The 24,621-nt window shown below is 71.2% G+C and carries 20 protein-coding genes; 12 read left to right on the top strand and 8 right to left on the bottom strand.

Going from position 1 to position 24,621, the window contains the following annotated elements:
• Positions 1 to 51: 51 nt before the first annotated feature.
• Positions 52 to 492 carry a heat shock protein transcriptional repressor HspR gene (locus ACX80P_RS10065; RefSeq protein ID WP_459277935.1) on the top strand — a complete coding sequence of 147 codons (441 nt, stop codon included), beginning with the start codon at positions 52 to 54 and terminating at the stop codon, positions 490 to 492.
• Between the two features lie 58 nt (positions 493 to 550).
• Here the strand turns inward: ACX80P_RS10065 and ACX80P_RS10060 are convergent, their stop codons facing one another.
• On the bottom strand, positions 551 to 1,600 hold the full coding sequence (locus ACX80P_RS10060) for a LacI family DNA-binding transcriptional regulator (protein WP_459277934.1): 1,050 nt from the start codon (positions 1,598 to 1,600) through the stop codon (positions 551 to 553).
• Between the two features lie 149 nt (positions 1,601 to 1,749).
• Here ACX80P_RS10060 and pulA point away from each other — a divergent pair, with 149 nt between their 5' ends.
• Positions 1,750 to 4,830: a pullulanase-type alpha-1,6-glucosidase gene (gene pulA / locus ACX80P_RS10055; RefSeq protein WP_459277933.1), complete on the top strand. Its 3,081-nt coding sequence runs from the start codon at positions 1,750 to 1,752 to the stop codon at positions 4,828 to 4,830.
• Between the two features lie 240 nt (positions 4,831 to 5,070).
• Here pulA and ACX80P_RS10050 read toward each other — a convergent pair whose 3' ends face one another.
• Both ACX80P_RS10050 and ACX80P_RS10045 read right to left on the bottom strand, forming a co-directional pair.
• Positions 5,071 to 6,084 (bottom strand): LacI family DNA-binding transcriptional regulator, encoded by a 1,014-nt coding sequence (locus ACX80P_RS10050; RefSeq protein WP_459277932.1) that lies wholly within the window; start codon positions 6,082 to 6,084, stop codon positions 5,071 to 5,073.
• Positions 6,085 to 6,169: 85 nt separating this feature from the next.
• Positions 6,170 to 7,906 (bottom strand): glycoside hydrolase family 13 protein, encoded by a 1,737-nt coding sequence (locus ACX80P_RS10045; protein ID WP_459277931.1) that lies wholly within the window; start codon positions 7,904 to 7,906, stop codon positions 6,170 to 6,172.
• 256 nt (positions 7,907 to 8,162) lie between these two features.
• On the opposite strand from ACX80P_RS10045, the gene ACX80P_RS10040 reads away from it, so the two are divergent.
• From ACX80P_RS10040 to ACX80P_RS10015, 6 genes are all read left to right on the top strand, one after another.
• Positions 8,163 to 9,461, top strand: coding sequence for a sugar ABC transporter substrate-binding protein (locus ACX80P_RS10040; RefSeq protein WP_459277930.1), 1,299 nt, complete (start codon positions 8,163 to 8,165; stop codon positions 9,459 to 9,461).
• Positions 9,462 to 9,617: 156 nt separating this feature from the next.
• Positions 9,618 to 11,213, top strand: coding sequence for an ABC transporter permease subunit (locus ACX80P_RS10035; protein ID WP_459277929.1), 1,596 nt, complete (start codon positions 9,618 to 9,620; stop codon positions 11,211 to 11,213).
• Positions 11,213 to 12,154, top strand: coding sequence for a sugar ABC transporter permease (locus ACX80P_RS10030; protein ID WP_459277928.1), 942 nt, complete (start codon positions 11,213 to 11,215; stop codon positions 12,152 to 12,154). The genes ACX80P_RS10035 and ACX80P_RS10030 overlap by 1 nt, the downstream gene beginning before the upstream one ends.
• Positions 12,155 to 12,156: 2 nt before the next feature.
• Complete coding sequence (locus ACX80P_RS10025; RefSeq protein WP_459277927.1) at positions 12,157 to 14,055, top strand: glycoside hydrolase family 13 protein; 1,899 nt, start codon at positions 12,157 to 12,159, stop codon at positions 14,053 to 14,055.
• An 80-nt stretch (positions 14,056 to 14,135) separates the two neighbouring features.
• Entirely contained in the window at positions 14,136 to 14,702 is a 567-nt protein-coding gene (locus ACX80P_RS10020; RefSeq protein ID WP_459277926.1) for a hypothetical protein, read from the top strand.
• Positions 14,703 to 14,748: 46 nt separating this feature from the next.
• Positions 14,749 to 15,450, top strand: coding sequence for a PspA/IM30 family protein (locus tag ACX80P_RS10015; protein WP_459277925.1), 702 nt, complete (start codon positions 14,749 to 14,751; stop codon positions 15,448 to 15,450).
• Here ACX80P_RS10015 and ACX80P_RS10010 read toward each other — a convergent pair.
• Complete coding sequence (locus tag ACX80P_RS10010; RefSeq protein ID WP_459277924.1) at positions 15,407 to 15,985, bottom strand: DUF5655 domain-containing protein; 579 nt, start codon at positions 15,983 to 15,985, stop codon at positions 15,407 to 15,409. The two genes, ACX80P_RS10015 and ACX80P_RS10010, sit on opposite strands and share 44 nt — an antisense overlap.
• A gap of 112 nt (positions 15,986 to 16,097) precedes the next feature.
• Between ACX80P_RS10010 and ACX80P_RS10005 the strand changes: the two genes are divergently transcribed.
• Complete coding sequence (locus tag ACX80P_RS10005) at positions 16,098 to 16,781, top strand: SDR family NAD(P)-dependent oxidoreductase (RefSeq protein WP_459277923.1); 684 nt, start codon at positions 16,098 to 16,100, stop codon at positions 16,779 to 16,781.
• Here ACX80P_RS10005 and ACX80P_RS10000 read toward each other — a convergent pair.
• The gene (locus ACX80P_RS10000; RefSeq protein WP_459277922.1) at positions 16,732 to 17,997 is read right to left on the bottom strand and encodes an MFS transporter; all 1,266 of its coding nucleotides are present in this window, start codon (positions 17,995 to 17,997) and stop codon (positions 16,732 to 16,734) included. The two genes, ACX80P_RS10005 and ACX80P_RS10000, sit on opposite strands and share 50 nt — an antisense overlap.
• A gap of 26 nt (positions 17,998 to 18,023) precedes the next feature.
• Between ACX80P_RS10000 and ACX80P_RS09995 the strand changes: the two genes are divergently transcribed.
• Positions 18,024 to 18,617, top strand: a complete 594-nt coding sequence (locus tag ACX80P_RS09995; RefSeq protein WP_459277921.1) for a TetR/AcrR family transcriptional regulator — start codon at positions 18,024 to 18,026, stop codon at positions 18,615 to 18,617.
• A 36-nt stretch (positions 18,618 to 18,653) separates the two neighbouring features.
• Here ACX80P_RS09995 and ACX80P_RS09990 read toward each other — a convergent pair whose 3' ends face one another.
• Together ACX80P_RS09990 and trmB are read right to left on the bottom strand one after the other, a co-directional pair.
• Positions 18,654 to 19,685, bottom strand: coding sequence for a DUF695 domain-containing protein (locus ACX80P_RS09990; protein WP_459277920.1), 1,032 nt, complete (start codon positions 19,683 to 19,685; stop codon positions 18,654 to 18,656).
• 31 nt (positions 19,686 to 19,716) lie between these two features.
• Positions 19,717 to 20,595 (bottom strand): tRNA (guanosine(46)-N7)-methyltransferase TrmB, encoded by an 879-nt coding sequence (trmB, locus tag ACX80P_RS09985; protein ID WP_459277919.1) that lies wholly within the window; start codon positions 20,593 to 20,595, stop codon positions 19,717 to 19,719.
• 254 nt (positions 20,596 to 20,849) lie between these two features.
• Here trmB and ACX80P_RS09980 point away from each other — a divergent pair, with 254 nt between their 5' ends.
• Together ACX80P_RS09980 and ACX80P_RS09975 are read left to right on the top strand one after the other, a co-directional pair.
• Complete coding sequence (locus tag ACX80P_RS09980; RefSeq protein ID WP_459277918.1) at positions 20,850 to 22,541, top strand: DEAD/DEAH box helicase; 1,692 nt, start codon at positions 20,850 to 20,852, stop codon at positions 22,539 to 22,541.
• A gap of 97 nt (positions 22,542 to 22,638) precedes the next feature.
• Positions 22,639 to 23,040, top strand: coding sequence for a YccF domain-containing protein (locus tag ACX80P_RS09975; RefSeq protein ID WP_459277917.1), 402 nt, complete (start codon positions 22,639 to 22,641; stop codon positions 23,038 to 23,040).
• A gap of 58 nt (positions 23,041 to 23,098) precedes the next feature.
• On the opposite strand, the gene ACX80P_RS09970 is transcribed toward ACX80P_RS09975, so the two are convergent.
• Positions 23,099 to 24,583, bottom strand: a complete 1,485-nt coding sequence (locus ACX80P_RS09970; protein WP_459277916.1) for a flotillin family protein — start codon at positions 24,581 to 24,583, stop codon at positions 23,099 to 23,101.
• Positions 24,584 to 24,621 lie beyond the last annotated feature (38 nt).

The raw sequence follows: 24,621 nt of genomic DNA, 5'->3' as shown, positions 1-24,621 counted from the left end.
CCCTGCAGCACGAGCACTACCCGGGAGTGCCGGGGACGGAAGGAGACCAGGGTGGACCACACGGTACCCGTCTATGTCATCTCCGTGGCTGCCGAGCTCGCGGACATGCATCCCCAGACGCTCCGCCAGTACGACCGCCTGGGCCTCGTGACGCCCAGCCGGGCACCGGGCCGCGCCCGGCGCTACTCGCAGAAGGACGTCAGCACGCTGCGCGAGATCCAGCGACTGTCGCAGGAGGGCGTGTCCCTCGAGGGCATCCGGCGGATCCTCGACCTCGAGAACCAGGTCGCGGCCCTGCAGTCGCGCGTCGCGGAGCTGACCGCGGAACTGTCGGCTCGCCGCGTGCAGGCCGAGTCGAGCCGGGTGTTCGCTGCCGGCCTGGCGGGGGACGTCGTCACCCTCGTCCGCGGGCAGCGCCCCCGCGCCCGCAGCCAGGCCCTGATGGTGTGGCGTCCCGAGCCGGCGCGTACCGCGAAGCAGCCGCGCAACTGAGCGCGCCGCCGCGCATACCGCCCGCGTGCAGCCGGGCAGGGGACGAGACGTATCGGTCCTAGGGGTGGGCGCCGGCCCGCACCGCGGGTCCCGCCCCGGTGGACCCGCGGACCACCAGGTCCGACTGGAACAGGATCTCGTTCCGCGGCGCCCGGTCCCCGTCCAGCTCCGTGACCAGGGCGTGGACGGCGGCTTCAGCCATCGCCGCCACGTTCTGCCGCAGGGTCGTCAGCGGGGGATCGGTGAAGGCCATGAGCGGGGAGTCGTCGAAGCCGACCACCGAGATATCCTCGGGGACCCGGAGGCCGCGCGTCCGCGCGGCGCGGACGGCGCCGAGGGCCATGACGTCGGAGGCGCAGACGATCGCCGTGTGCCCGCTGTCGATGAGCTCGTTCGCAGCACTCTGCCCTCCCTCGATGGTGAACATGCTCGTCGCGACGTGTGATTCGCCGTCGTCCTCGCCGAGGAACTGCGTGAGGCCCGACCGGAATCCCTCCAGCTTGCGCCGGGTGGGGATGAAGCGGTCGGGCCCCGTCGCGAAGCCGACGCGCTGGTGGCCCTGCGCCACGAGGTGCCGGACGGCCGTGCGGATGGCGGAGGCGTCGTCGTTGGCGACGGACGGGGCGTCGATCTCCGGCCGGGACCCGTTGACGAGGACGAACGGCACGCGGCCGCGCAGGCGCCGGTAGCGTTCCATGCTCGCCCGGCCGTCGGAGTGTGCGGCGCAGACGAAGATGATCCCGCTGACGCCCTGGTCCAGCATGAGGGCGACGTACTCGTCCTCGGTGATGCCTCCGCCGGGCAGGGTGCACAGGGCGGGGATGTAGTCGTTGGGCGCCAGCAGGGCCGCGATGGCACCCGCGAACGCCGGGAAGATCGGGTTGACGAGGTCCGGGACGACGACGCCGATCTGCCCCTTGGAGCGGCCGGCGGAGCGGGCGGGCCGCTCGTAGCCCAGGCTGTCCATCGCCGCCAGGACGGCGTGCCGGGTCTCCTGCGAGGCGCCGCCCTTGCCGTTCAGCACGCGCGACACGGTGGGGACGCTCACGCCCGCGGTGCGGGCGACGTCGTCCAGGCGCGGCCGCTCGGTGCGCTTGGCGGGGGTCATGGTCCCAATCTAACGCAGCCCCGGATCGGCATCAGAAAGATTGCGTGAAAGTTTTGGAAAGTCCTGTTGCTCGCCGTGCGGCGTCCCTATGATCGAGGTACCCACCCCCAGTCCGGCCTGCAGCGACGCACGGCCGGGGAAGGACCACCATGACCCTGAACACCTCGGAGACCGACCGGACCGGCGGGAGACCAGCCCTGCGGCGCGGGTCCCGGCTGGCCGCCGTCGTCCTGGCCGCACCCCTTCTCGCGACCTTCACGCCCGCTCCCGCGCTGGCCGACCACACCACCACGCCGGGCACGGTGGCGCTCGTGGGCTCCCTGCAAGGAGAACTCGGGTGCCCCGGCGACTGGCAGCCGGAGTGTGCGGCCACCAGACTCGTACCCGTGGCCGGTTCTCCGGACACCTGGTCGGCGACCTTCGACGTCCCCGCCGGATCCTACGAGTACAAGGTGGCGCTGAATGAGTCCTGGGGTGAGAACTACGGCGCCGACGGCGCTGCCGGAGGCGCGAACCTGGCGCTGCAGGCGCCGGGCGGTCCGGTGACCTTCACCTACAACCACCGCACGCACGTCATCTCGAGCGACGCGCCCTCCGCGCCCACGGGATCGACGTCCGCGCACTGGCTGACCGCGGACACCCTCGCGTGGGGCCCGGACGTGCCCGCCGACGCCCGCTTCCGGCTCTACTCCGCCCCGGAGGGCGGACTCGTCGCCGACGACGAGGGCGTCACGGGCGGTACGTACATCGACCTCGCGCGCGGCAGCGACGCCCTGCCCGCCGAGCTCGCCGCCCGGTACCCGCATCTGGCCGGCCTGACGACGGTGACGCTCGGGAAGAAGGATGCCCGGAAGGCCGGGGACCTGCTCAAGGGACAGCTGCTCCTCGCCGCCGTCTCGCCCGGCGGGACGGTCCTGGCCACCACGGGCGTCCAGGTGCCCGGCGTGCTCGACGACCTCTACGCCGGAGCCTCCCGCCAGCAGCTCGGCCTCAGCTGGAAGGGCAGGAAGCCGCACCTGGATCTCTGGGCCCCGACGGCCCGCAGCGTCTCCGTGCAGGTCTTCCGCGACGGCTCCGGCGGGGACCCGATCGCGACGCGCCCCCTGCGCGCAGGCAAGGACGGCGTGTGGAGCGTCGACGGCGAGAAGGACTGGAACGGCGCCTACTACCTCTACGACGTCGAGGTCTTCGTCCCCGAGACCGGCGCGGTGGAACACAACCTCGTGACCGACCCCTACAGCGTCGGCCTGTCCACCAACTCGGAGCGGTCCCTGTTCGTGGACCTCACGGATCCGGCGCTCACGCCGTCGTCGTGGTCCCGGCTGGCGAAGCCGGCCCTCGAGCGGCCCGAGGAGCTGTCCGTCTACGAACTCCACGTGCGCGACTTCTCGATCACCGACACCACGGTGCCCGAAGCCGAACGCGGCACCTACGCGGCCTTCAGCCGGCCCGACAGCGCCGGGATGCAGCGCCTCTCGGACCTGGCCGACAACGGGCTCAACGCCGTCCACCTCCTGCCCGTGAACGACATCGGCACCATCGAGGAGGACCGCGCGCAGCAGGCCGAACCCGACTGCGACCTCCCCTCCTTCGCCCCCGACAGCACCGGGCAGCAGGAGTGCGTCACCGAGGTCGCCGGGCGGGACGGCTTCAACTGGGGCTACGACCCGCTGCACTACACGACGCCCGAGGGCTCCTACTCGACCAACCCCGCGGATGCCACGCGCATCCGCGAGTTCCGCGGCATGGTCGCCTCCCTGAACGCGTCGGGGCTGCGGGTCATCCAGGACGTCGTCTACAACCACACCGCCGGCGCCGGGCAGTCCTCGGACAACAACCTCGACCGGATCGTCCCCGGTTACTACCACCGCCTCGACCCCGAGTCGGGCGCCGTCGAGACCTCGACCTGCTGCCCGAACACGGCGACGGAACACACCATGATGGGCAAGCTGATGGTCGACTCCATCGTCACGCTCGCGCGCACCTACAAGCTCGACGGTTTCCGGTTCGACCTCATGGGGCACCACTCCCGGCAGAACATCCTCGACGTCCGCGCGGCCCTCGACAGGCTGACCCTCGAGCGCGACGGCGTGGACGGTACGTCCATCTACCTCTACGGGGAGGGCTGGAACTTCGGGGAGGTCGCGAACAACGCCCGGTTCGTGCAGGCCACGCAGGTCACCATGGCGGGGACCGGCATCGGCACGTTCAACGACCGGCTCCGCGACGCCGTGCGCGGCGGCGGACCGTTCGACGACGACCCGCGGATCCAGGGCTTCGCCTCGGGGCTCCTGACCGACCCGAACGGCGTGGCCGGCAACGGCACCGAGGCCGACCAGCGCGCCGAGCTGCTCCTGTCGCAGGACCAGATCCGGGTGGGGCTGACCGGCAACCTGAAGGACTACACGTTCACCGACCGCACCGGCCGGCAGGTCACGGGCGCCGAGGTCGACTACAACGGGTCGCCGACCGGATACACCACCGACCCGCAGGAGAGCATCACCTACGTCGAGGCGCACGACAACGAGACGCTCTTCGATGCCCTCGCGTTCAAGCTGCCGGCCGGCACCCCGATGGCCGACCGCGTCAGGATGCAGACCCTCGCGCTCTCGACCACGGCCCTGGGCCAGGGCGTCTCCTTCTGGCACGCCGGCGGCGACGCGCTGCGCAGCAAGTCCCTGGACCGCAACAGCTACGATTCAGGTGACTGGTTCAACATCCTCGACCACACGGGCGCGGACAACGGCTTCGGCCGGGGCCTGCCGCCGCGGGCGGACAACGAGGGCAAGTACGCGTTCATGCGGCCGCTGCTGGCCGATCCGGCGCTCAAGCCGTCACCGGCGGACATCGAGGCCGCGAGCGAGCAGGCGCAGGAGCTGCTGCGGATCCGACAGGGCAGCCCCCTGTTCAGCCTCGGCACGGCCGGCCTGGTCCAGCAGAAGCTGTCCTTCCCGGGCAGCGGTCCCGACCAGGCGCCCGGCGTCATCGTGATGCACCTGGACGACACCGTGGGTCCCGACGTCGACCCGGGGCGCAAGGGCATCGTGGTGGTCTTCAACGCCGCCGACGAGCCCACCACGCAGCGCGTCCCGGCCGCCGCCGGCAAGGGCTTCGCCCTGCACGCCGTCCAGGCGGGCGGGAGCGACGACGTCGTCCGCGGGGCCACGGCCACCACGGACGGGGTCTTCACGGTCCCTGCCCGGACCGTGGCGGTGTTCGAGGCGCGCTGACCGGCCTCCCGTACGGCCCGGCGCCCCTCACGGGGTGCCGGGCCGTTCTGCTTCCCGGTCGGAGCCGGGGACTTCGGCGCGGATCGGGCAGGGCTGCACGGCGGGTCGCAGCCCGACACGCCGCTCGGGGGTGGAAAGGCCCCGGAACCGGTAAGGGGTCAGGGGCAGGGCCGCGCCTGGGCCGGCTCAGGGGCGGCTCAGGGGGCGGGTCGGGGGCGGCTCAGGGGCGGGCCGGGGGCGTCAGGCCGCCGGGGCGGCGGTGCTCGACCGGATGATCAGCGCCGTCCGGGCGGAGTGGTTCAAGGGTCGGTAGTCATCCGGATCCTGCAGGATCTGCAGCAGGCGCTCGACGGCCCGCTTGCCCTGCTGCTGCGGGAACTGGGCCACGGTGGTCAGGCCGAGGGCCTCGCCGAGCTCGTGCCCGTCGATCCCGATGACGGACACGTCCTCGGGGACGCGCAGGCCCAGCTCGCGGGCCGCCAGGACGGCGCCGATGGCCATCTCGTCCGAGGCGCAGAAGATGCCCGTCGGGGTGTCCCGCGGGTAGCCGAGGAGCTGCTTCGCCTGGCTCCGGGCGCCCTGGATGGTGAAGTCGGCGTCGACACGCCAGGAGTCGAGGATCTCCAGGCCCGCAGCGGCCATCGCCGATTCGTAGCCGTGACGGCGTGTGCCCGAGATGCGGAAGTCGTTCTCGAAGGCGTCGGACCCGCCGATGTGCGCGATGCGGCGGTGCCCGAGGGTGATGAGGTGCTCGGTGGCGAGCTCCGCGATCTCGCGGTCGTTGACGCTGTAGGTCTCCGCGCCGGGGAGCGGGCCGCCGATCCCGACGACGGGCTTGCCGACCGCGAGGAGCTGCCCCAGTTCCTCCCGGCTCAGCTCGAGCGAGACCGCGATGACGCCGTCGCAGCGCTGGCGCAGGAGGAACTCGGAGAGGACGCGGTCGCGGATGCCGGCGTCCTCGTTGAGGTTGTACAGGGTGAGGTCGTACCCGGCGGTGAGGAGCGACGCCGCGACGCTGTCGACGATCTGCGAGTAGTACCAGCGGGCCACCGACGGCACGACGACGCCGATGTTCCGGTGCCGTCCGGACGCGAGGGAGGACGCCGTCGAGCTCACGACGAAGCCGAGTTCCCTCGCCGCCTGCAGCACGCGGGCGCGCGCCCGCTCGGAGACCCGGCCGTTGCCGCTGAGGGCCCGGGAGACGGTCGCCGTGGACACGCCGGCCAGCTGGGCGACGTCCTTGATGCCGGCCATGGTCCCCTTTCCGTGTGGGCGGCGGTGACGGGGACACCCCAACATGGCGTCCCCGTCCGATCATCGCCGATGCTGCCCGGATCTCCTACCCGGCTGCGGCCATCAGCCAGACACAGGCGTCGGGGGCGAGCATGCCGTCCGCGACCGCGCCCGGCGTGCTGTCGGCGATGACGGTGCCGTCCGGCAGGGGAGCGGGGAACTCGCCCATGTTGAGCATCACCAGCACCTCCCCGTTGCGGAACGCGACGACGTCGGAGCACTCGAAGTCACGGGACCAGGCGAGGGACCCGGCGCCCAGGCGCAGGTCCCGACGAAGCTGCAGCGCCGTCCGGTACAGCGAGAGGGTGGACTCGGGGTCACCGGCCTGCGTGTCGCGGGCGTACTCCGCCCAGCCCTCGGGCTGCGGCAGCCAGGGCGTCACGGAGGCATCGCCGAACCCGAAGGCCGGCGCCTCCGCCTGCCAGGGGAGGGGGACGCGGCAGCCGTCACGGCCGATCCTCTCGCCCGCCGTGCGGACGAACGTCGGGTCCTGCCGCGCGTCGTCGGGCATGGCCGTGTGGTCGGGCAGTCCCAGCTCCTCGCCCTGGTAGAGGTAGATCCCGCCGGGCAGCGCGAACATGGCGAGCGACGCGGCGCGGGCACGGGCGAGGCCGGTCGCGGCGTCGGGCTGGGCATCCGAGCGCCCGATGCCGTCGCCGCCGCGCGGCGGGCCGTCCGTCAGCCCGAAGCGGCTGGCGTGCCGGACGACGTCGTGGTTGCTGAGCACCCAGGTGGTGGGCGCGTCGACGGCGTCGAACGCGGTGAGGGAGGAGGAGATGACGTGCCGGAGGCCGTGTGCGTCCCACGGGTGGTGGAGGTAGGCGAAGTTGAATGCCTGGTGCATCTGGTCGGGGCGCACCCAGTTCGTGAGCCGCGGCAGGGGATCGATCGAAGCCTCGGCACAGAGGATGCGCTCGCCGTCGTACTCGGCGAGGATGGACCGCCACTGCCGGTAGATGTCGTGGATCTCCTCCTGGCCGAACATGGGCGCCTCCGAGCCGGGGAAGCCCTCGGAGGATCCGCCGTCGGCGCGCCCACCCCAGTCCGGCAGCCCCTCGGCCTTGATGAGGGCATGCGCCACGTCGACGCGGAAACCGCCGACGCCGCGGTCGAGCCAGAAGCGCAGGACCCTCTCGAACTCGGCGCGCACCGCGGGGTTGTCCCAGTTGAAGTCGGGCTGCGAGGAGTCGAACAGGTGCAGGTACCACTGGCCCGGCGTGCCGTCGGCATCGAGGACGCGGGTCCAGGCGGGCCCGCCGAAGTGCGACTGCCAGTTGTTGGGCGGCTCGCTGCCGTCGGTGCCGCGGCCGTCCCGGAAGATGAACATCGCGCGTTCGGCGGACCCCGCGGGAGCCGCGAGGGCGGCCTGGAAGAGCACGTGTTCGCTGGAGCAGTGGTTGGGCACGAGGTCCACGATCACGCGGATGCCCAGGCTGTCCGCGCGTGCCACGAGCGCGTCGAAGTCGGCGAGGGTGCCGAACAGGGGGTCGACGTCGCAGTAGTCGGCGACGTCGTAGCCGCCGTCCCGCTGGGGCGAGGTGAAGAACGGCGAGAGCCACACCGCGTCGATGCTCAGCTCTGCCAGGTGCGCCAGTTCGGCGGTGATGCCGGGGAGGTCGCCCATGCCATCCCCGTTCGAATCGCGGAACGAGCGCGGGTACACCTGGTAGATGACGGACGAACGCCACCACTGGTCGCCGTCGGACGCGGCGTGGAGCGGGGCATGGAAGGCATCGGGCGCGGACAGGTCCTCGCCGTGCAGGAGGGGGGCAATCTCAGACATGCGGATCATCCTAGACTGCTGCGGACCGGATTATGGAAGCGTTTTCAACGGGGAACCTCTTGTTTCTGCGACTTTCTTCAGGTTCCGGCGCGTCGCGGGTTCAGCTTTGATCAAAAGTGATGCAAGCGTTTACAGTTGTGACTCGGGTCACCGTCGCCTCCGTTGGGGAGCGGCTGCGACACCTACGTCTCCCGGCTCACGAAGGCCCCGGCCTCGTCCGGGGGATCGACAGAAGCCGCTCATGAAAGGTTCACCAATGAAGGTGCGATCCACCCAGCCGACGCGTCGGCACGCTCTGATCACCGGCGTCATGTCGGTCGCCGTCCTGGCCCTCACGGCCTGCGGCGGAGGGGCAACCGAGTCCTCCTCGGCCACATCCAGCTCTGCCGCCCCGAACCTCGCCGAGGGCGGCGCCACCACCCTCACCATGTGGGTCGACGCCGAGCGCGCTCCCGCCCTCGAGGAGATCACCAAGTCCTTCAAGGAGGACACCGGCATCGAGGTCAAGCTCGCGGTCAAGGACTTCGCCGCCGTCCGCGACGACTTCATCACCCAGGTGCCCACCGGCAAGGGCCCCGACCTGATCGTGGGCCCGCACGACTGGCTGGGGACCTTCGTGCAGAACGGCGTCGTCGCCCCCGTGGAGCTCGGCGACAAGGCGTCCGAGTTCCAGGACTCCGCGATCCAGGCCATGACCTACGACGGAAGCGTCTACGGCGTGCCCTACGCGCTGGAGAACATCGCGCTGCTGCGCAACACGGAGCTCGTCCCCGAGGCTGCCGCCACGTTCGACGAGGTCATCGCCAACGGCGAGGCCGCCGTCGCCGACGGCAAGGCGACCTACCCGTTCCTGGTGGGCATGGACCCCAAGCAGGGCGACCCGTACCACCTGTACCCGCTGCAGACCTCCATGGGCGTGCCGGTGTTCGGGCAGAACGAGGACGGCAGCTACAACGCCGACGAACTGCTGCTCGGCGAGCCGAACGGCGTGGAATTCGCCAAGAAACTCGTGGAGTGGGGCGACAAGGGATCGAAGATCATCAACTCGAACATCACGGGTGACATCGCCAAGGAGAAGTTCAACGCCGGCGAGTCCCCCTACTTCCTGACCGGCCCGTGGAACGTCCCCGACGCGCAGGCCGCAGGCCTGGAGCTCGCCGTCGACAAGCTGCCGACCGTCGGCGACCAGGACGCCCAGCCGTTCATCGGCGTCAACGGCTTCTTCATCTCCTCGAAGAGCGCCAACGCACTCGCCGCCAACGAGTTCGCCGTGAACTACCTGAGCACCGAAGCCGCACAGGATGCCATGTACAAGGTCGGTGGCCGCCCGCCGGCGCTCAAGACCAGCTTCGACAAGGCAGCGACCGATCCGATCGTCGCCGCGTTCGGTGAGATCGGCGCCAACGGCGTGCCGATGCCCGCGCTGCCCGAGATGCAGGCCGTCTGGGCCGACTGGGGAGGCACCGAGCTCGCCCTGATCAAGGGCAGCGCCGACCCCGCCACGGCCTGGCCGACCATGGTCGAGAACATCGAGGCGAAGATCGCCGCGCAGTAGTACCCGTAGTACCCGTAGTACCCGCAGTGATGCATCAACGCAGCACCATCGGCGCCCGTCGCCCCGGCGACGGGCGCCACCCTTTTCCTCGCCACCCCTTCGAGGTGGCGGCACCGCAGCAGCGGCCTTCCGCGCCGATCACCGAAAGCCTCCGCCATGCTCACAACGGCCCCTCCCGGCCCGGCCGCACCGCGTCCGTCCACGACCGCCGTCCGCTCCGATTCCACCCTCGGCCTGCTCGCGAAGATCGCGCTGCTGGGCCTCGTGGACGCCTTCGCGGTCTACGTCCTGATCACGCTCTTCCTGCAGGAGAAGTGGGTGATCCTCCTCGTCGGCGCGGCCGTGACGGTCCTCATCAACTGGATCTACCTGCGCAGGGGCGGCCTGCCGGCGAAGTACCTCGCCCCGGGGATCTTCTTCCTGGTGGTCTTCCAGGTGTTCGTCATGATCTACAGCGGCTACGTGGCCTTCACCAACTACGGTGACGGCCACAACAGCACCAAGGCCGACGCCGTGAGCGCCATCCAGCTCTCCGCGCAGCAGCGGGTCCCCGATTCCCCCGCCTACCGCGTCTCGGTCCTCGAGGCCGACGGTGTATTCCACCTCCTCGCCACCGACCCCGACGGCGGGGTGTCGGTGGGCACCACCGGCGTGCCGCTCGAGGAGGCCGACGACGCCGTCACCGACAGCACCGGCAAGGGCGTGGAACTCGAGGGCTACCGGACGCTCCAGTTCGGGGAGGTACTCGCGAACCAGGAGGACATCCTGGCCATCACCGTCCCGTTCTCCGACGACCCCGAGGACGGCAGCCTCAAGACCAGCGACGGCTCGAACGCCTACGTCTACCGGCCGTCGCTCAGCTACGACGAGGCCACCAGCACGTTCACCGACCTCGAGACCGGGACCACCTATTCCGACACCGGCGAGGGTTCCTTCCGGTCCGCGGACGGCGAGCAGCTGAGCACCGGCTGGAAGATCAACGTGGGCTTCGACAACTTCGTGAAGGCGTTCTCCGACCCGAACATCCGCGGACCCCTGCTGCAGGTGATCCTGTGGACCTTCACCTTCGCGATCGTCTCCGTCCTGTCCACGTTCGCGCTCGGCCTGTTCCTCGCGAACGCCTTCAACCTCCCGGACCTCCGCGGCAAGCGGATCTACCGCATCCTGATGATCCTGCCCTACGCCTTCCCGGCCTTCCTCGCCGGCCTCGTGTGGTCGGGCCTGCTGAACCCCGAGTTCGGGTTCGTCAACAACACCTTCTTCGGCGGCGCGGACATCCCGTGGCTCACGGACCCGCTGCTCGCGAAGATCAGCGTCCTGGTCGTGAACCTCTGGCTCGGCTTCCCCTACATGTTCCTGGTGTGCACCGGCGCCCTGCAGTCGCTGCCCGAGGAGGTCAACGAGGCGGCCCGCATGGACGGCGCGACCGCCTGGCGCACGTTCACCGCCATCAAGCTGCCCCTGCTGCTCGTCTCGGTCGCGCCCCTGCTGATCGCGAGCTTCGCGTTCAACTTCAACAACTTCAACGTCATCTACATGCTGACCGACGGGGGACCCCGCTTCTCCGACACGACGGCGAACATCGGCCACACCGACATCCTGATCACCATGGTCTACGAGATCGCGTTCGGCACCGGGGTGGGCCGCGACTACGGCCTCGCCAGCGCCCTGTCCATCATCATCTTCATCATCGTCGCCGTGATCTCCGCCCTCAGCTTCCGGCAGACCAAGGCCCTGGAGGACATCAACTGATGAGCACGTTCACCGATCCCCAGGCAGCCGCCCCCGCCGAGACGCGCGCGGGCGGGTCCCGCCGCGTCCCGGCGCAGCGCCGGCGCACGTTCGGCCAGTGGTTCAGGCACAAGGGCTGGCGCCACGTCGTCGGCGTCGTGACCACGGTCTTCGCCGTGTTCCCGCTGCTCTACGTGCTCTCCGCCGCGCTGAACTCCAACGGCACCATGGCCGGCTCCAACGCCCTCTTCAGCAGGTTCGACACCGGCAACTTCGAGGCGCTGTTCAGCAACCCGAGCAGGCCCTTCGGCCGGTGGTTCATGAACACCATGATCATCGGCGTGGTGACCTCCGCGGCCACCGTGTTCCTCGGGGCGCTGGCCGCCTACGCGTTCAGCCGCATGCGCTTCAAGGGCCGCCGGGTGAGCCTGCTCTCGCTGCTGATCCTGCAGATGTTCCCGCAGCTGCTCGCCGTCGTCGCGATCTTCCTGCTCCTGAACGCCATCACCGACGTCGTCCCGTGGCTGGGCCTCGGCAGCCAGCTCGGCCTGATCATGGTCTACCTGGGTGGCGCCCTGGGCGTGAACACGTACCTCATGTACGGGTTCTTCAACACCGTCCCGAAGTCCCTCGACGAGGCCGCGCGCATCGACGGCGCCAGCCACGTGCAGGTGTTCTTCACGATCATCCTGCCGCTCGTCACGCCCATCCTCGCGGTCGTCGGGCTCCTCGCGTTCATCGGACTGAGCAGCGAATTCGTGATCGCCAGCGTGGTGCTGACGGATCCCGATTCGCAGACCCTCGCCGTCGGCCTGTACTCCTACGTGGCGCAGCAGCGGTCGGAGAACTGGGGCGTCTTCGCGGCGGGCGCGGTGCTCGCCGCAGTGCCCGTCATGGCCCTGTTCCTCTTCCTGCAGAAGTACATCACCACGGGTCTCGTCTCCGGCTCCGTCAAGGGCTGACCGTGCAGGAACCGTTCCTCGCACCGCACCACGACGGCTCGCGCCTGTACGTGCCCGAGCAGTCACCGGGCGTGGGGGACACCCTCGCGGTGCGCGTGCGGATCCCCGCCCGGTGGGGAACACCGGGGCGGGTGTTCGTGCGGTCGCTGCGCGACGGCGAAGGCCACTACGACGAGGCGCGGCTCCTTCCCGGGGAGGCGGACGACGGCGGCTGGGCATGCTGGGAGGCGCGCGTCACCGCCGTCAACCCCACGCTCCGCTACCGGTTCCTGTTCGAGGTGCCGGGCGCCGCCGGGCCCACGCTCCTGTGGCTCAACGCCGTGGGCGCGTCCCGCCTGGACACCCCCGACCGCGACGACTTCCGGATCGACTGCCGTCCCGCGCCGGCGCCGTGGGCGCGCGACGCCGTGATCTACCAGGTCTTCCCCGACCGGTACGCGAGGTCGTCCGCCGCAGTGCCCCTCGACGCCCTCCCCGACTGGGCGGTCGCCTGTTCCTGGGACGATGCGGTGCAGCCGCGCGGCGAGCTCACGCCCCGGCAGGTGTACGGGGGAGACCTCGACGGCATCACCGAACACCTCGATCACATCCGGGCGCTGGGCGCCACGGTCCTGTACCTGACCCCCTTCTTCCCGGCCCGGTCCAACCACCGGTACGACGCCTCGACGTTCGACGAGGTCGACCCGCTTCTCGGCGGGAACGCCGCCCTCGTCCGGCTCGTCGAGGCAGCGCACGCCCGCGGCATCGCCGTCCTCGGGGACCTCACCGTGAACCACACCGGTGACGCCCACGACTGGTTCCGGAAGGCCTCTGCCGATCCGACCTCCGAGGAGGCCGGCTTCTACTACGTCAGCGAGGACGGCACGGAGTACGCCAGCTGGTTCGGCGTGCCCAGCCTGCCGAAACTCGACTGGTCCTCGGAGGAACTGCGGCGGCGCTTCGTCGAGGGCCCGTCATCGGCGGTGGCCAGGTGGTTGCTCCCTCCCTTCAACCTGGACGGCTGGCGCATCGACGTCGCCAACATGATCGGACGGCACGGGAGCGTCGACCTCAACCGGGAGGTCGCCGCGCTCATCCGCAACACCATGGACGCCGTCCGGCCCGGGCTGATGCTGCTCGCCGAATCCACGGGCGACGCCACCGGCGACCTGTCCGGGCGGACCTGGGACGGCGGCATGACCTACTCGAACCTCACGCGCCCGCTCTGGCAGTGGCTGGCCCGCGAGTACGAGGAGACGAGGGGCATCAACCTGTTCGGCACGCCCGCGCCCGGCGTGCCGCGGATCGACGGCGGTGATCTCGTCGCCACGCACACCGCCCTGTCCTCGGGTTTCTCCTGGCGGGTCCGCTCCCAGAACATGACGGCGCTGGACACCCACGACACCGCACGCGCCGCCACGGTGATGGTCGACGGCGGGCCCGCCGTCGGGCTGGCCCTCGCCTTCCTGCTGCCCGGGCTGCCCACGCTCTTCGCGGGTGACGAGTTCGGCCTCCACGGCATCAACGGCGAGGACGCCCGGACGCCCATGCCGTGGGAGGACGCGGACCGCAGGCCCTCCGACCTGCGGCCCCTGATCGCGGACCTGGCCGCGCTGCGGCGTTCCTCCCCGGCGCTGCGGGACGGCGCGGTACGCTGGCTGGCCGCCACGCCGGACGTCGTCGTGTTCGTGCGCGAACACGAGGAGGAATGCCTCCTCGTCGCGGCCGCACGGACGGACTTCGACGGCGTCCGGGTGCCGCTCGATCTGCTGCCCGGGCGATGGGCCGCCGCGCGGCCGGTCGACCTGGGGATGCCGGGGGCGTCGGCGGCCGAGGCGACCGACGCGCTGGTGGTCTCGGGTCGCGGGCCGGGCGTGCAGGTGTGGCGTCTGCCCGGCGTGCCGACCCCTGCCCCGGAGTGACCGCGGGTCCCCCTGACGGGTGGAATTTGTCAGGGGAGGCCGTCAGACTGGAGGGATGGAACACTTCCCGGAGCACCATCATGCTTGAGCCGCTCGTCGAAGCCTTCGCCATCGGCCTCGGGGTGCTCCTCGCCCTGGGGGCCGGCACCGGGGTCGCCGGCTGGGTGGTCGTGCGGAGGGTCAGGAACTCCCGCATCATCGAGCGGACCCGGGACCGCGGCATGCTGGCCGCCCGCGCCTACTCCCCGGACGCGCTGACACGCGAGCCGGCACGGCTGATCGGCGCTCTGGCCCGGTCCTCGCGTGCCACGCACCTGGCCCTGGTGGAGGCGACGTCGCAGGGGCGCCCTGTCGGCGACCTGCCGCGGGCTGCCGCCGAGATCGACCAGGCGGCCGCATCGCTCGAGAACCTGCTCCGTGCCGCGGACCGGGAGCCCAACCGCGCGCTCAAGCAGGAATGGACCAGGGACCTCTCCGCCCAGGCGCACGCCCTCGACGAACTCTCGGCAGACCTGCGCCGGTGCCTCCTGCAGACGTCCCGGTCCATCGACACGCTCCAGCTCGAGCGCGCGACCACGCGCCTGCGCACCGAGATCTCGGCCATGGGCACGTGGCGGGACACCTACGGGAACCGGCAGACGTGGTGAGCGGTTCGACCGGACAGCCACACACCAACCAGTAGCCAGGGGAGCAATGTCGATCAAACGCCGCATCACGCGGATCGTGCAGGCCAACCGGAACGCGGCGGCCGAAGCGAAGCAGGACCCACGGGTCCAGGCGCAGAACGCCCAAATGGCGCAGCACTCCCTGCTGGACCAGGCGCGTCGGGGGGCGGCCGACGTCGCGGCGCACCACCACCGCGTGGGGCTCGCGGCCAACGAGGCCGCCGCCTACCTGAACAGGGTCGAGGCGGCCGCCGCCGCGGCGGTCCGCCGCGGGGACGACGACGCCGCCCGGGCCGCGATCCGCGAGGGGATGACGGCTCGACGACGCCTCGACACCCTGACCCGGCAGCTCCGCGAGGCGGAGGAGCAGTCCCGCCGGCTGCAGCAGGACGTCCAGCGGCTCGAACAGCGCGTGCAGCAGAACGCCATGGAGTACGACGCCATGCGGGCCCGGCGTGCCGCGGCGCAGGCCACCATCGGCGTGCACGACGCCCTCGCCTCCTCCTCCCGGGAAGCGGCGGCGATCGACGCCGCCCGCCGCAACGCCGAGCTCGAGGTGCGGCGCTTCGAGGCCCAGGCGCAGGCGCGCGAGGAGCTCTCCTGGACCGACCCGTCCTCACCGCGCCTGCAGCAGGCCTTCGAGGAACTCGAGGCCGAAGCGGCGATGCAGCAGGAGCTCGAGGACCTCAAGCGGCGGAACGACCGAGGCTATCCTCCAGTGCAGCGCTGAGCGCCCGCAGGAGGGCGTCGTCGACGTCGTCCTCGTGCCGCAGCCGGACGCGCCAGGCGAACGGGTCGTCGCCACGGACAGGCTCGAGTCCTGGCAGGTCCGGCACCGCCAGGCGGAAGGACAGATCGACGGCGGTACGGGTGGTCGGGGCGAGCTGCGCGAACTTCCGCCGTGACGACTGCAGCGAGACATAGGTCTTCCGCATCTGGATGATCGTCCCGGGTGTCGCCGCGGCCCAGAGCAGGATCCGGTCGGCGACGGGTCTGAGGGCCGGCCGGTCCGCGTACTGGGCGTCGTAGAGCTCGTCGGCGGACCGGAGGAACATCTCGGGGAGCCCGAAGACCTCCCAGTCGACGCTCATCAGGTTGTACCCGGTGACCCCCTGCTCCCTGAGCCAGCGCGACAGGTCCTCGCGCGTCGTGATGCCCGCGGCGCGGGCGTCGTCGGCCCAGTCCGAGGACGTCCGCCCGGTGGTCCGGAGGAGGCGTGCCGCGTTCGCATCCACCTTCGACTGCCAGCTCTGCATCTCGGCCATGCCCACACTGTAGCGGCAGCGGTGGCGCATGATTCTCGGGGTCCGCGCGCCTGGTCCGCACGCCCGATCCGCACACCGGAGAGGCGCCGACGGGCGTTGCTACACTCGGCGCATGACTGAGCTGAGCGGGTCCCACGTCCTCGTCGTCGGTGCCACCGGAGTCCTCGGGGCGGAACTGTCCCGCCAGCTCGCGGCCCAGGGTGCCAGGGTCACGGTGTCCGGCCGCTCCCGGGAGAAGCTGGCGGGTCTCGTCGACGAGCTCGGGGACGCCGTCGTCGGGTCCGTCGCTGCCGATCTCGGCAAGCCGTCGGGGCCCGCCGACATCGCGGCGGCGGTCTACGGTCGTGAGCTCGACGGCGTCGTCTTCGCCGCCGGCGTGGTCGCCTTCGGGCCGGCCATGGAGGTCGACGACGACACCCTCGACGAGCTCGTGCTCGTGAACCTCCTCGGCTACATGCGGCTCATGCGCGAGGTCGGCCCGAGGCTCGGCAAGGATTCCTTCGTGGCGCAGATCAGCGCCGTCGTCGCGGAAAGCCCGACGGCGGGCATGGCGGCGTACTCGGCGACGAAGGCCGGCCTCAGCGCGTACGGGAAGGCGCTCACGCTGGAGCTGCGCCGCCAGGGCGTCCGCATCCTGGATGTCCGTCCGCCGCACACCGAGACCGGGCTGGCCACCCGGCCCATCGCAGGGGAGGCCCCCAGGCTGCCGCAGGGCAAGGACCCGGTGGCCGTCGCCGCGCGCATCGTCACCGGGATCCGCGACGGCGAGCGGGACCTGCCGTCGTCGTCGTTCTGACTCCGGCAGCCCGGGGAGCGGCCCCGGCCTGCCGCATCCGGGTGACGCGGGCCGTCGTCGGGACGGCGGCGACGGCACTGGCCGCGCACGCAAGAGCCGCCACCGGGAAGGCGACAGCGGTGCTGCCCGTCTGGAGCAGGAGTCCTGTGAGCGACGCTCCGGCAGCCTGCCCGAGGACGAGGGCGATGAACAGGAGCGACGTCCCGGCCGCGCTGTCGGTCGCCGCCGCGGAGGCCCACAGGATGAGCACGGACGTCGCTGCCGTGTAGGCGAGCCCGAAGGAGAAGACGGCGAGGTAGGCCAGGAGGAGGGAGTCGGGTGCTGTTCCGACGAGTGTGGTCGCCGCCGCCGTGACGCCGGTCGACAGCGACCACGTCACGGGGATGGAGTGCCCTGCGAGCCAGCGGGACACCCCGGCGGCCCCGGCGCCACCCAGCCCCAGGGCTATCCAGGCGCCGGCGGACAGACCGATCCCCATGCCGTCCGCCTGCTCGAGCGTCACCCTGCCGTAGACCCATACGGCGGCGGACCCGCTCCCGAAGACGAGGGCCCCGGCGAGCGGCCTGGCCAGTCCGTGCACGCGCGACCGCGCGACCGGCGAGGGGACGGCCCGCTGCTCGGCCGGGCGGGGGCCGGGCGTGCCGCTCCTCCTGTCCAGCCGCAGGACAGCGGCCATGGATGCCACGGCGAGGACCGCCACCAGTACCCAGGCCAGGCGCCACGCCTCGCCGAGCACGAGGGAGAGGGCGCCTGCGAGGACCACGCCGAACCCCGTCCCGGAATTCACCACCGACTGGAGCCACCCCTGAGCCGAAGCGTCGGCGTTGCGGCGGACCAGCTCCACCATGGCAGGCGACGCGAACCCCGCTCCCATCCCGGCAAGCAGGACTCCTCCCGCGAAGACCGGGGTGTTCGAGGCGGCGGCGATACCCAGGCTGCCGAGGGCCGCCGAAAGCCCGGCGAGCACGGTCACCGCGCGGGGACGGAGGGAGGCGTGGCGGAAGCCGATCCCGGCGGACACGCAGTAGAGGACCGAAGCGCCGGACGCCAGCAGCCCGCTCACCGCGGGAGTCAGGGCGAACGCCGCGGAGAAAGCCGGCAGGAACAGTCCGTACCCGAGGCGGGCCAGACCGTAGGTGACGGCGACGAGCGCGACACCGGACGTCGCGAAAAGCAGGGGGTGGGGAGGGGCGAATGACTGTAACGACCGTTTCATTGAAACGAACGTTATACCCTTGTCCCATGGCGTCACAACCAACGGCACGGGACCGGCTGCTCGATGCGGCGGAGGACCTCGCAGCGACGCAGGGGGTGAGCGTCACCCCCGTCGATGCGATCCTCCAGCGCGCCCGGGTGTCGCCGGCGACGCTCTACGCGCACTTCGGCAACAAGGAGGGCCTGATCACGCAGGCCCTGCGTCGTCGGCTGGCCAGGTGGGACACCACGTGGCAGGAATGCGTCGACGAGGCACCCACTCCCGAGAAGAAGCTGCTCGCCGTCTTCACCGCACTCTCCCGGCACCGGCACGTCCTCACGCCCTCGCGGTGGTGCGTGTTCCTCGGGGTCGCCGCGGAGACCCCGCACCCCGGGCGGGACCTCGAGGACGCACTCGCCGCCGACACCCGGCTGCTCCTGAGCCGGCTGGAGGAACTGGCGGAGCCCCTTGTCGGCGCGCAGCAGGCGCCGCTGCTGGCGGGTCGGCTCGTTCTCGTCTACACCGGTGTCCTCGGAATGATCCTGCGCGGAACGGACGTGGACACCGCCACCGCCGAGGGCCGGCATATCGCGGGCACGGCCCTGCGCGCCGTCGCCGGACCGACGCCCCCTGTGCCCTGAGCGCCGGGGCCCTCCCGGACACCGCCGGCGGGCGGGTCAGGCGAAGTCCCGGACCTTCTTCCAGCCCGGGTCCAGCGAGTGCTTCGCGGTGATGCCGCGCTGCCCGCGGGCCGCGGCGTCGAGCGCGTCCCTGCCGTTCTGGTCCTCCGAATCGGAGTAGAAGTGGAAGGTCCGCACGCCCTTCGACGTCTCGGCGGCCACCAGCATCCCGCGGATCCCGAGAGCCGTCACGAGCGAATCCTCGAGGTCGTTTAGGGCATCGAAGGCCGCGGGCCGGGGCAGGCCCTGCTCGTCGGCGTCGAACGGGACCCGCAGCGCCGTGTGGAGGTCGAAACGCGGGTGGTCGATCCAGCGCAGCGGGCGCAGGACCCGCACGAGGATCGGATCACCCGCACCGAGCGTCCCCTGCATCAGCAGCCAGGTCGGCGCGGGGAGCGAGGCGGCGAGCTCCGCCACCCGGGCCGGCAGCGCGGCGGCCGGGATGCTGTCCACGACGTCGTGGACGATGCAGTCCACCCGGCGGACCCAGCGCTCGACGTCGTCCTCCCCGAGCAGCCATTCGAGCAGCAGGACGCACAATCCGTACTCGTCGTCCCACTGTCCGGTGAAACCGGGGTTGTACACCGAGATGATGAAGCCGTCACCCTCGCGGGTCGCGGCGGCATGCACGCGGGTGAGGCGGAGATCGAAGGTCCGACCGCGGTAGGTGATGGTGGAGTCCAGCATGTCCGGCTTGGCGCTGCGGGCCGGCACGAAGTCCCACCGGGGGCTCGGCGGCGGGGACGCCCGGTACCACCGCTCGGCGACCGGGCGCAGCGACGCGTCGCCGCCGCTGGAGACGCACAGGGTGTGCTCGGCGTCGGTGCCCGCCCGGGTCTCCCACTCGAGGCCGCGCGCGATCGCCGTCACGCGCCGTGTCATGACCTCCACGTACGCGTCGAAGTCCCCGGCCCGCGTGGCCGTGGTCAGGAGGTCCTCGCCGTCCTCGGACCACCACCGCCAGAAGGCGTCGATCGGGTCCGTGCCCGCCCTGCGGCCGGACGCGCTCCGGCGGCTGAAAATACCCATCACTCCTGCATCCCCCGGTGCTCGCGACCGCTCAGCAGCGACGGTAGGTGAGGTCGAAGACCATGCGACCGGCCTCGATCGCCTTGTTCTCGAAGCTGGTGAGGGTGCGGCCCTCGAAGCGGGGGGCCCAGCCGCCCAGCATGTCCGTCCCCTCGTTGACGCCCGTGTTCCCGGTGCTCACCGGGTCCCGGCCCGCCCGTACGGGGGCCCCGCCGACCACGGATTCCACGCCGCTGTCCCACACCTGGGTGAGCGGACTGTCGGCACCGGTGCGCTCACCGGCGTGGAGGTTCTCGAAGTGCGGGTGCGCATCGAGGACGGCGCGCATCTGCACGGCGTAGCTCGACCAGTCGGTGGCGAGGCGGAAGAGGCCGCCGGGGGCGATGATGCGGGCGGCGAGCTCGACGTAGTCCTCCTTCACGAGCCGGCGCTTGTGGTGGCGGGCCTTGTGCCAGGGGTCGGGGAAGAAGGTCCAGAGTTCGGCGACGGACGACGCCGGGATCATCCCCGCGAAGGCCGCCGCCGCGTCGACCTGCGCGGTCCGCACGTTCGTCAGGTCCTTCTGGCTGATGCGCAGCATGGTCTGGGCGAGGCCGGGACGGTACACCTCGAGGGCCAGGTAGTCGCGGTGCGGGTCCTGTTCGGCGGCGTGGGTGATGGCTTCGCCCAGGCCCGATCCGACCTCGACGACGAGCGGCGCGGACCGGCCGAAGGCGGCGTCGACGTCGAGGACGAAGCCGGGTGCCACCGAGGTGTCGGCGGTGTGGACGCGCGGTACGTCCAGGAGGAAGGCCTCGGCCAGTTCGTCCCATGCCTCCCGCCGCCTGCCCTGCAGGCGGGAGCCCCGCCGGACGAAGGACACGGGCTGGGTGCGGTGCGGCTGATCGGGGGTCTGTACGTGAGAATCCATCGTTCCCAAGGCTACCGGCCGGGGCCTCGATGCGGGTTTCCGGCGTTCCGGCTGGTAAACTGGACAGACTTGCCTGCGCACGGCCGACCACGTCAGCCGCACCAGTGCGCAGCCTGCGTCGATAGAACGCATTCTTTTGTCCCGCATCCAGCTCGCGCGATCGCGAGCGCGGTGGACACTGTCTGACTCTTCTTCGGCGAACCCCTGCGCCGACCGGCGCCGGGGAACATGAGAAGAAAGTTCGTGTACCTCACATGACTACTTTTGCTGCCCTCGGTGTGCCCAAAGCGCTGGTCGAGAACCTCGCCGCGCAGGGGATCGCCGAACCATTCCCCATCCAGGTCAAGTCGCTCCCCGACTCGCTGGCCGGGCGCGACGTCCTCGGCCGCGGCCGCACCGGCTCGGGCAAGACCCTCGCCTTCGCGCTCCCCATGGTCGCGCGCCTCGCCGAGCAGGAAGCGGCCTACCGCCGCAAGCCGGGACGCCCGCTGGCCCTGGTCCTGGCTCCCACGCGTGAGCTCGCCACGCAGATCAACGCCACGGTCGAGCCGCTGGCCAAGGAACTGGGACTGAACACCACCGTCATCTACGGCGGTGTCTCCCAGCAGCGCCAGGAGAAGGCCCTGCGCGCCGGTGTCGACATCGTCATCGCCTGCCCCGGGCGCCTCGAGGACCTGATGCGCCAGAAGGTCATCTCGCTCGAGTCCGTGGAGATCACCATCCTCGACGAGGCCGACCACATGGCGGACCTCGGTTTCCTCCCCGTCGTGAAGAAACTCCTCGACACCACCCCGAAGGACGGTCAGCGACTGCTCTTCTCGGCCACGCTCGACAACGGCGTGGACAAGGTGGTCAACCGCTACATGACCAACCCCGTCACCCACTCGGTGGACGACCCGCAGGCTGCGGTCACCACGATGGAGCACCACGTGCTGCTGATCGGCGACCAGACGCAGAAGAAGCAGCTGATCGTGCAGCTCGCGTCGGGAACCGGGCGCCGCCTGCTCTTCATGCGCACCAAGCACCACGCGCGGAAGCTCGCCAAGACGCTCACCGACGCCGGGATCCCCGCCGTCGACCTCCACGGCAACCTGTCGCAGAACGCCCGCGACCGCAACCTCGCGGAATTCTCCTCCGGTGACGTCCGAGTCCTCGTCGCGACCGACGTCGCCGCCCGCGGCGTGCACGTGGACGACGTCGAACTGGTGGTCCACGTGGACCCGCCCACCGAGCACAAGGCCTACCTGCACCGCTCCGGCCGTACGGCCCGCGCGGGCTCCTCGGGAACCGTGGTCACGATCACGCTGCCCGAGCAGAAGTCCGAGGTGCAGAAGCTGATGAAGGCCGCGGGCGTCGACGTCGCGTTCGAGAACGTCAAGGCGACCTCACCGCTCGTGATGTCCCTGATCGGCGACCTCGCGGACAAGATCGATCCCCGCACGCGTGCGGCGCTGATCGCCTCCCGCGACGCATCCCGCGGCCAGGGCACCTCGACCGGCGCCAACGCCGAGCGCAAGCGCGCCCGTCGCGGCACGGCCGCTCCGGCGGCCGGAGGCCGTGGAGGACGGGGCGGGCGCGGACGCGTCTCCGCTGATCCGCAGGCCGCCCAGGGCAACCGCGCCGACCGCCGCAAGGACCAGCCGCAGGCACCCCGCTTCGGCACCGACACCGGCGCGGCAGCGAAGTCCGGCGGTTCCCGCCGTCGGACCGAGGAGCCCCGCACCGCATCGGAGACGACGACCCGCAGCCGCCGTCCGGCGTCGGGCCAGCGCGTCGGTGACGCCGTCCGCCGCACCGCCGCGGGTGCTCCCGCGGCCGGCGGCCAGCGCAGCCACGCGCCGTCGTCGGCCCCGCGCTCCGAGGGTGCACGTCCCGAGGGTGCCCGCCGCGCCGGCGGCACCCGCAGGGCCAGCGCGCCGGCGTCGAACGACCGCCGCCCGCGCTAGCACTCCGCACGTCCGTGAGGCCCCCTACCCGCCCGGGTAGGGGGCCTCACGCGTTCCGGGTGGTGCGGGAGCGTGCCGCGTGGGGAACAATGGCCGGATGAACGCACTCCTGAACGTCATCTGGCTCCTGTTCGGCGGCATCTGGCTCGCTCTCGGCTACTTTCTGGCGGGCGTGGTCTGCTGCCTGCTGATCGTGACCATCCCCTTCGGTATCGCCTCCTTCCGGATCGGCGTCTACGCGCTCTGGCCCTTCGGGCAGACCGTCGTGAACCGGGGCGGGCGCGTGGGTGCGTGGTCCACGATCGGCAACGTGATCTGGCTGCTCGTCGCCGGGATCTGGATCGCCATCGCCCACGTGGTCACGGCGATCCCGATGTTCGTGAGCATCATCGGCATCCCCCTGGGCATCGCGAACCTCAAGCTCATCCCCGTGTCCCTGGCACCGCTCGGCAAGGTGATCGTCCCGTCGCAGGGGACGTACCTGCCGACGTACCGCTGACCTCCCGGCCGACGGGCCGCCGCCGGACACCCGGCGGCGGCCCACCGGTGCCCGACGGCTAGTCCGCCGTGGAGCTGCGGACTGCCGCCCCGTTCTGCCCGGGCTTGTCGGCTGTCCTGAGCAGGTCCCCGAGCAGCGCGATGATGTCCAGGCCGGTGGTGTCCTTGACCATCTGCGTGGTCTGGTGGACGCCGTTGGAGACGTTCCTGCTGAGCTGGCTCGCGCCGTCGTTGGAGACCACGGTCATCGTGTCGATCGCGGACATCGGCGCGGCGATCTCGCGGGCCATCGCTGGGAGGACCTCGAGGACCTTGGACAGGATGGCGGCCTGGTTGAACTTCTCGTAGGCCTCCGCCTGCGCGGCGATGCCCGCGGCCTCCGCCTTGCCGCGGGCCTCCGTGGACCCGGCCTCGGCGTCGCCGCGGGATGCGATGACGGCGGCGTCGGCGCGGCCCCTGGCCTCGCTGATGGATGCCTCGGCGGTGCCGCGCGCGGTGTTGGCGGCGGCGTCGGCCTCCGCGGCCACGCGGTCGCCCTCGGCGACGAGCTTGCGGCGCGCGAGGTCCACCCGGGCCTCGATCTCCGTCGCCTCGGAGGCACGACGGCGCTCCTCGAGCTTCGCGTCGGCCTGCTGGATGAGGCGGTACTTCTCGGCGTCCGCGGGCTTGCGCACCTCGGTGTCGAGTTCACGTTCGCGCAGCTCCGCGCGCCGTTGCGCGACCTGCTGCTCGCGCATGATGACCTGCTCCTGCTGCTCCGCCTGGGCGAGCGGACCCGAGGCGTCGGCCCGCGCCTGACGGGCGTCGGCCTCCTCCTTGAGTTCCGCCCGGCGGATGATCAGCTGCTGCTGCGCGAGGGCCACCTGCTCGTCGGACAGGGCACGGGCCTGCTCCGACTCCTGCATGGACCGCGCCTCGGCGATCTTCGCGTTCCGTTCGGCGAGGGCCGCCTCGGGCCGGCCCAGGTTCTTCAGGTACCCGGAGTCGTCGTCCACGGACTGGATCTGGAACGTGTCGATCTCCAGGCCCTGGTTGTGCATGGAGTGCTCCGCCTCCTCCTTGACGCTCTTGGCGAAGGTGGCGCGGTCCCGGATGATCGACTCCACGGTCAGGGTGCCCACGATGGAGCGCAGCGAACCGGACAGCGTCTCCTGCGTGTAGTGGTCGATGGCGTCCTGCTGGTTGAGGAAGCGCTGGGCCGCCTTGCGGACGGCGTCGGCGTCGCCGCCCACCTTGACCTGCGCGACGCCGGTGAGGTGGAGCTTGATCCCGTTCTTCGAGATGCCCTCGATGCGCAGCGACACCTGCCGGGAGGCGAGGGACAGCGGGTAGGCCCGCTGGGAGAACGGATTGATGAAGATGCGGCCGAAGACGACGCGCTGGCTGTCCGGATCGGGCTGCCCCTTGCTGTCCTTGGACGAGATGATGAGCGCCTGGTCCGGGCTGGCGATGTGCAGCGCCATCCGGGCGAGCACGACGGCGGCGACGACGAGGACGAGGAGTACCACCGCGCCGATGATGAGCGGGATGAACGTGAGATCCACTTGCGACCCTTTCAATGGTCTTCGAGGAGGCTCCGGGG

The sequence above is a fragment of the Arthrobacter arabinosi genome, assembly GCF_054511115.1.
Note: the sequence above shows the minus strand (reverse complement) of the source record. Positions and strands in the feature narration are given on the sequence as shown.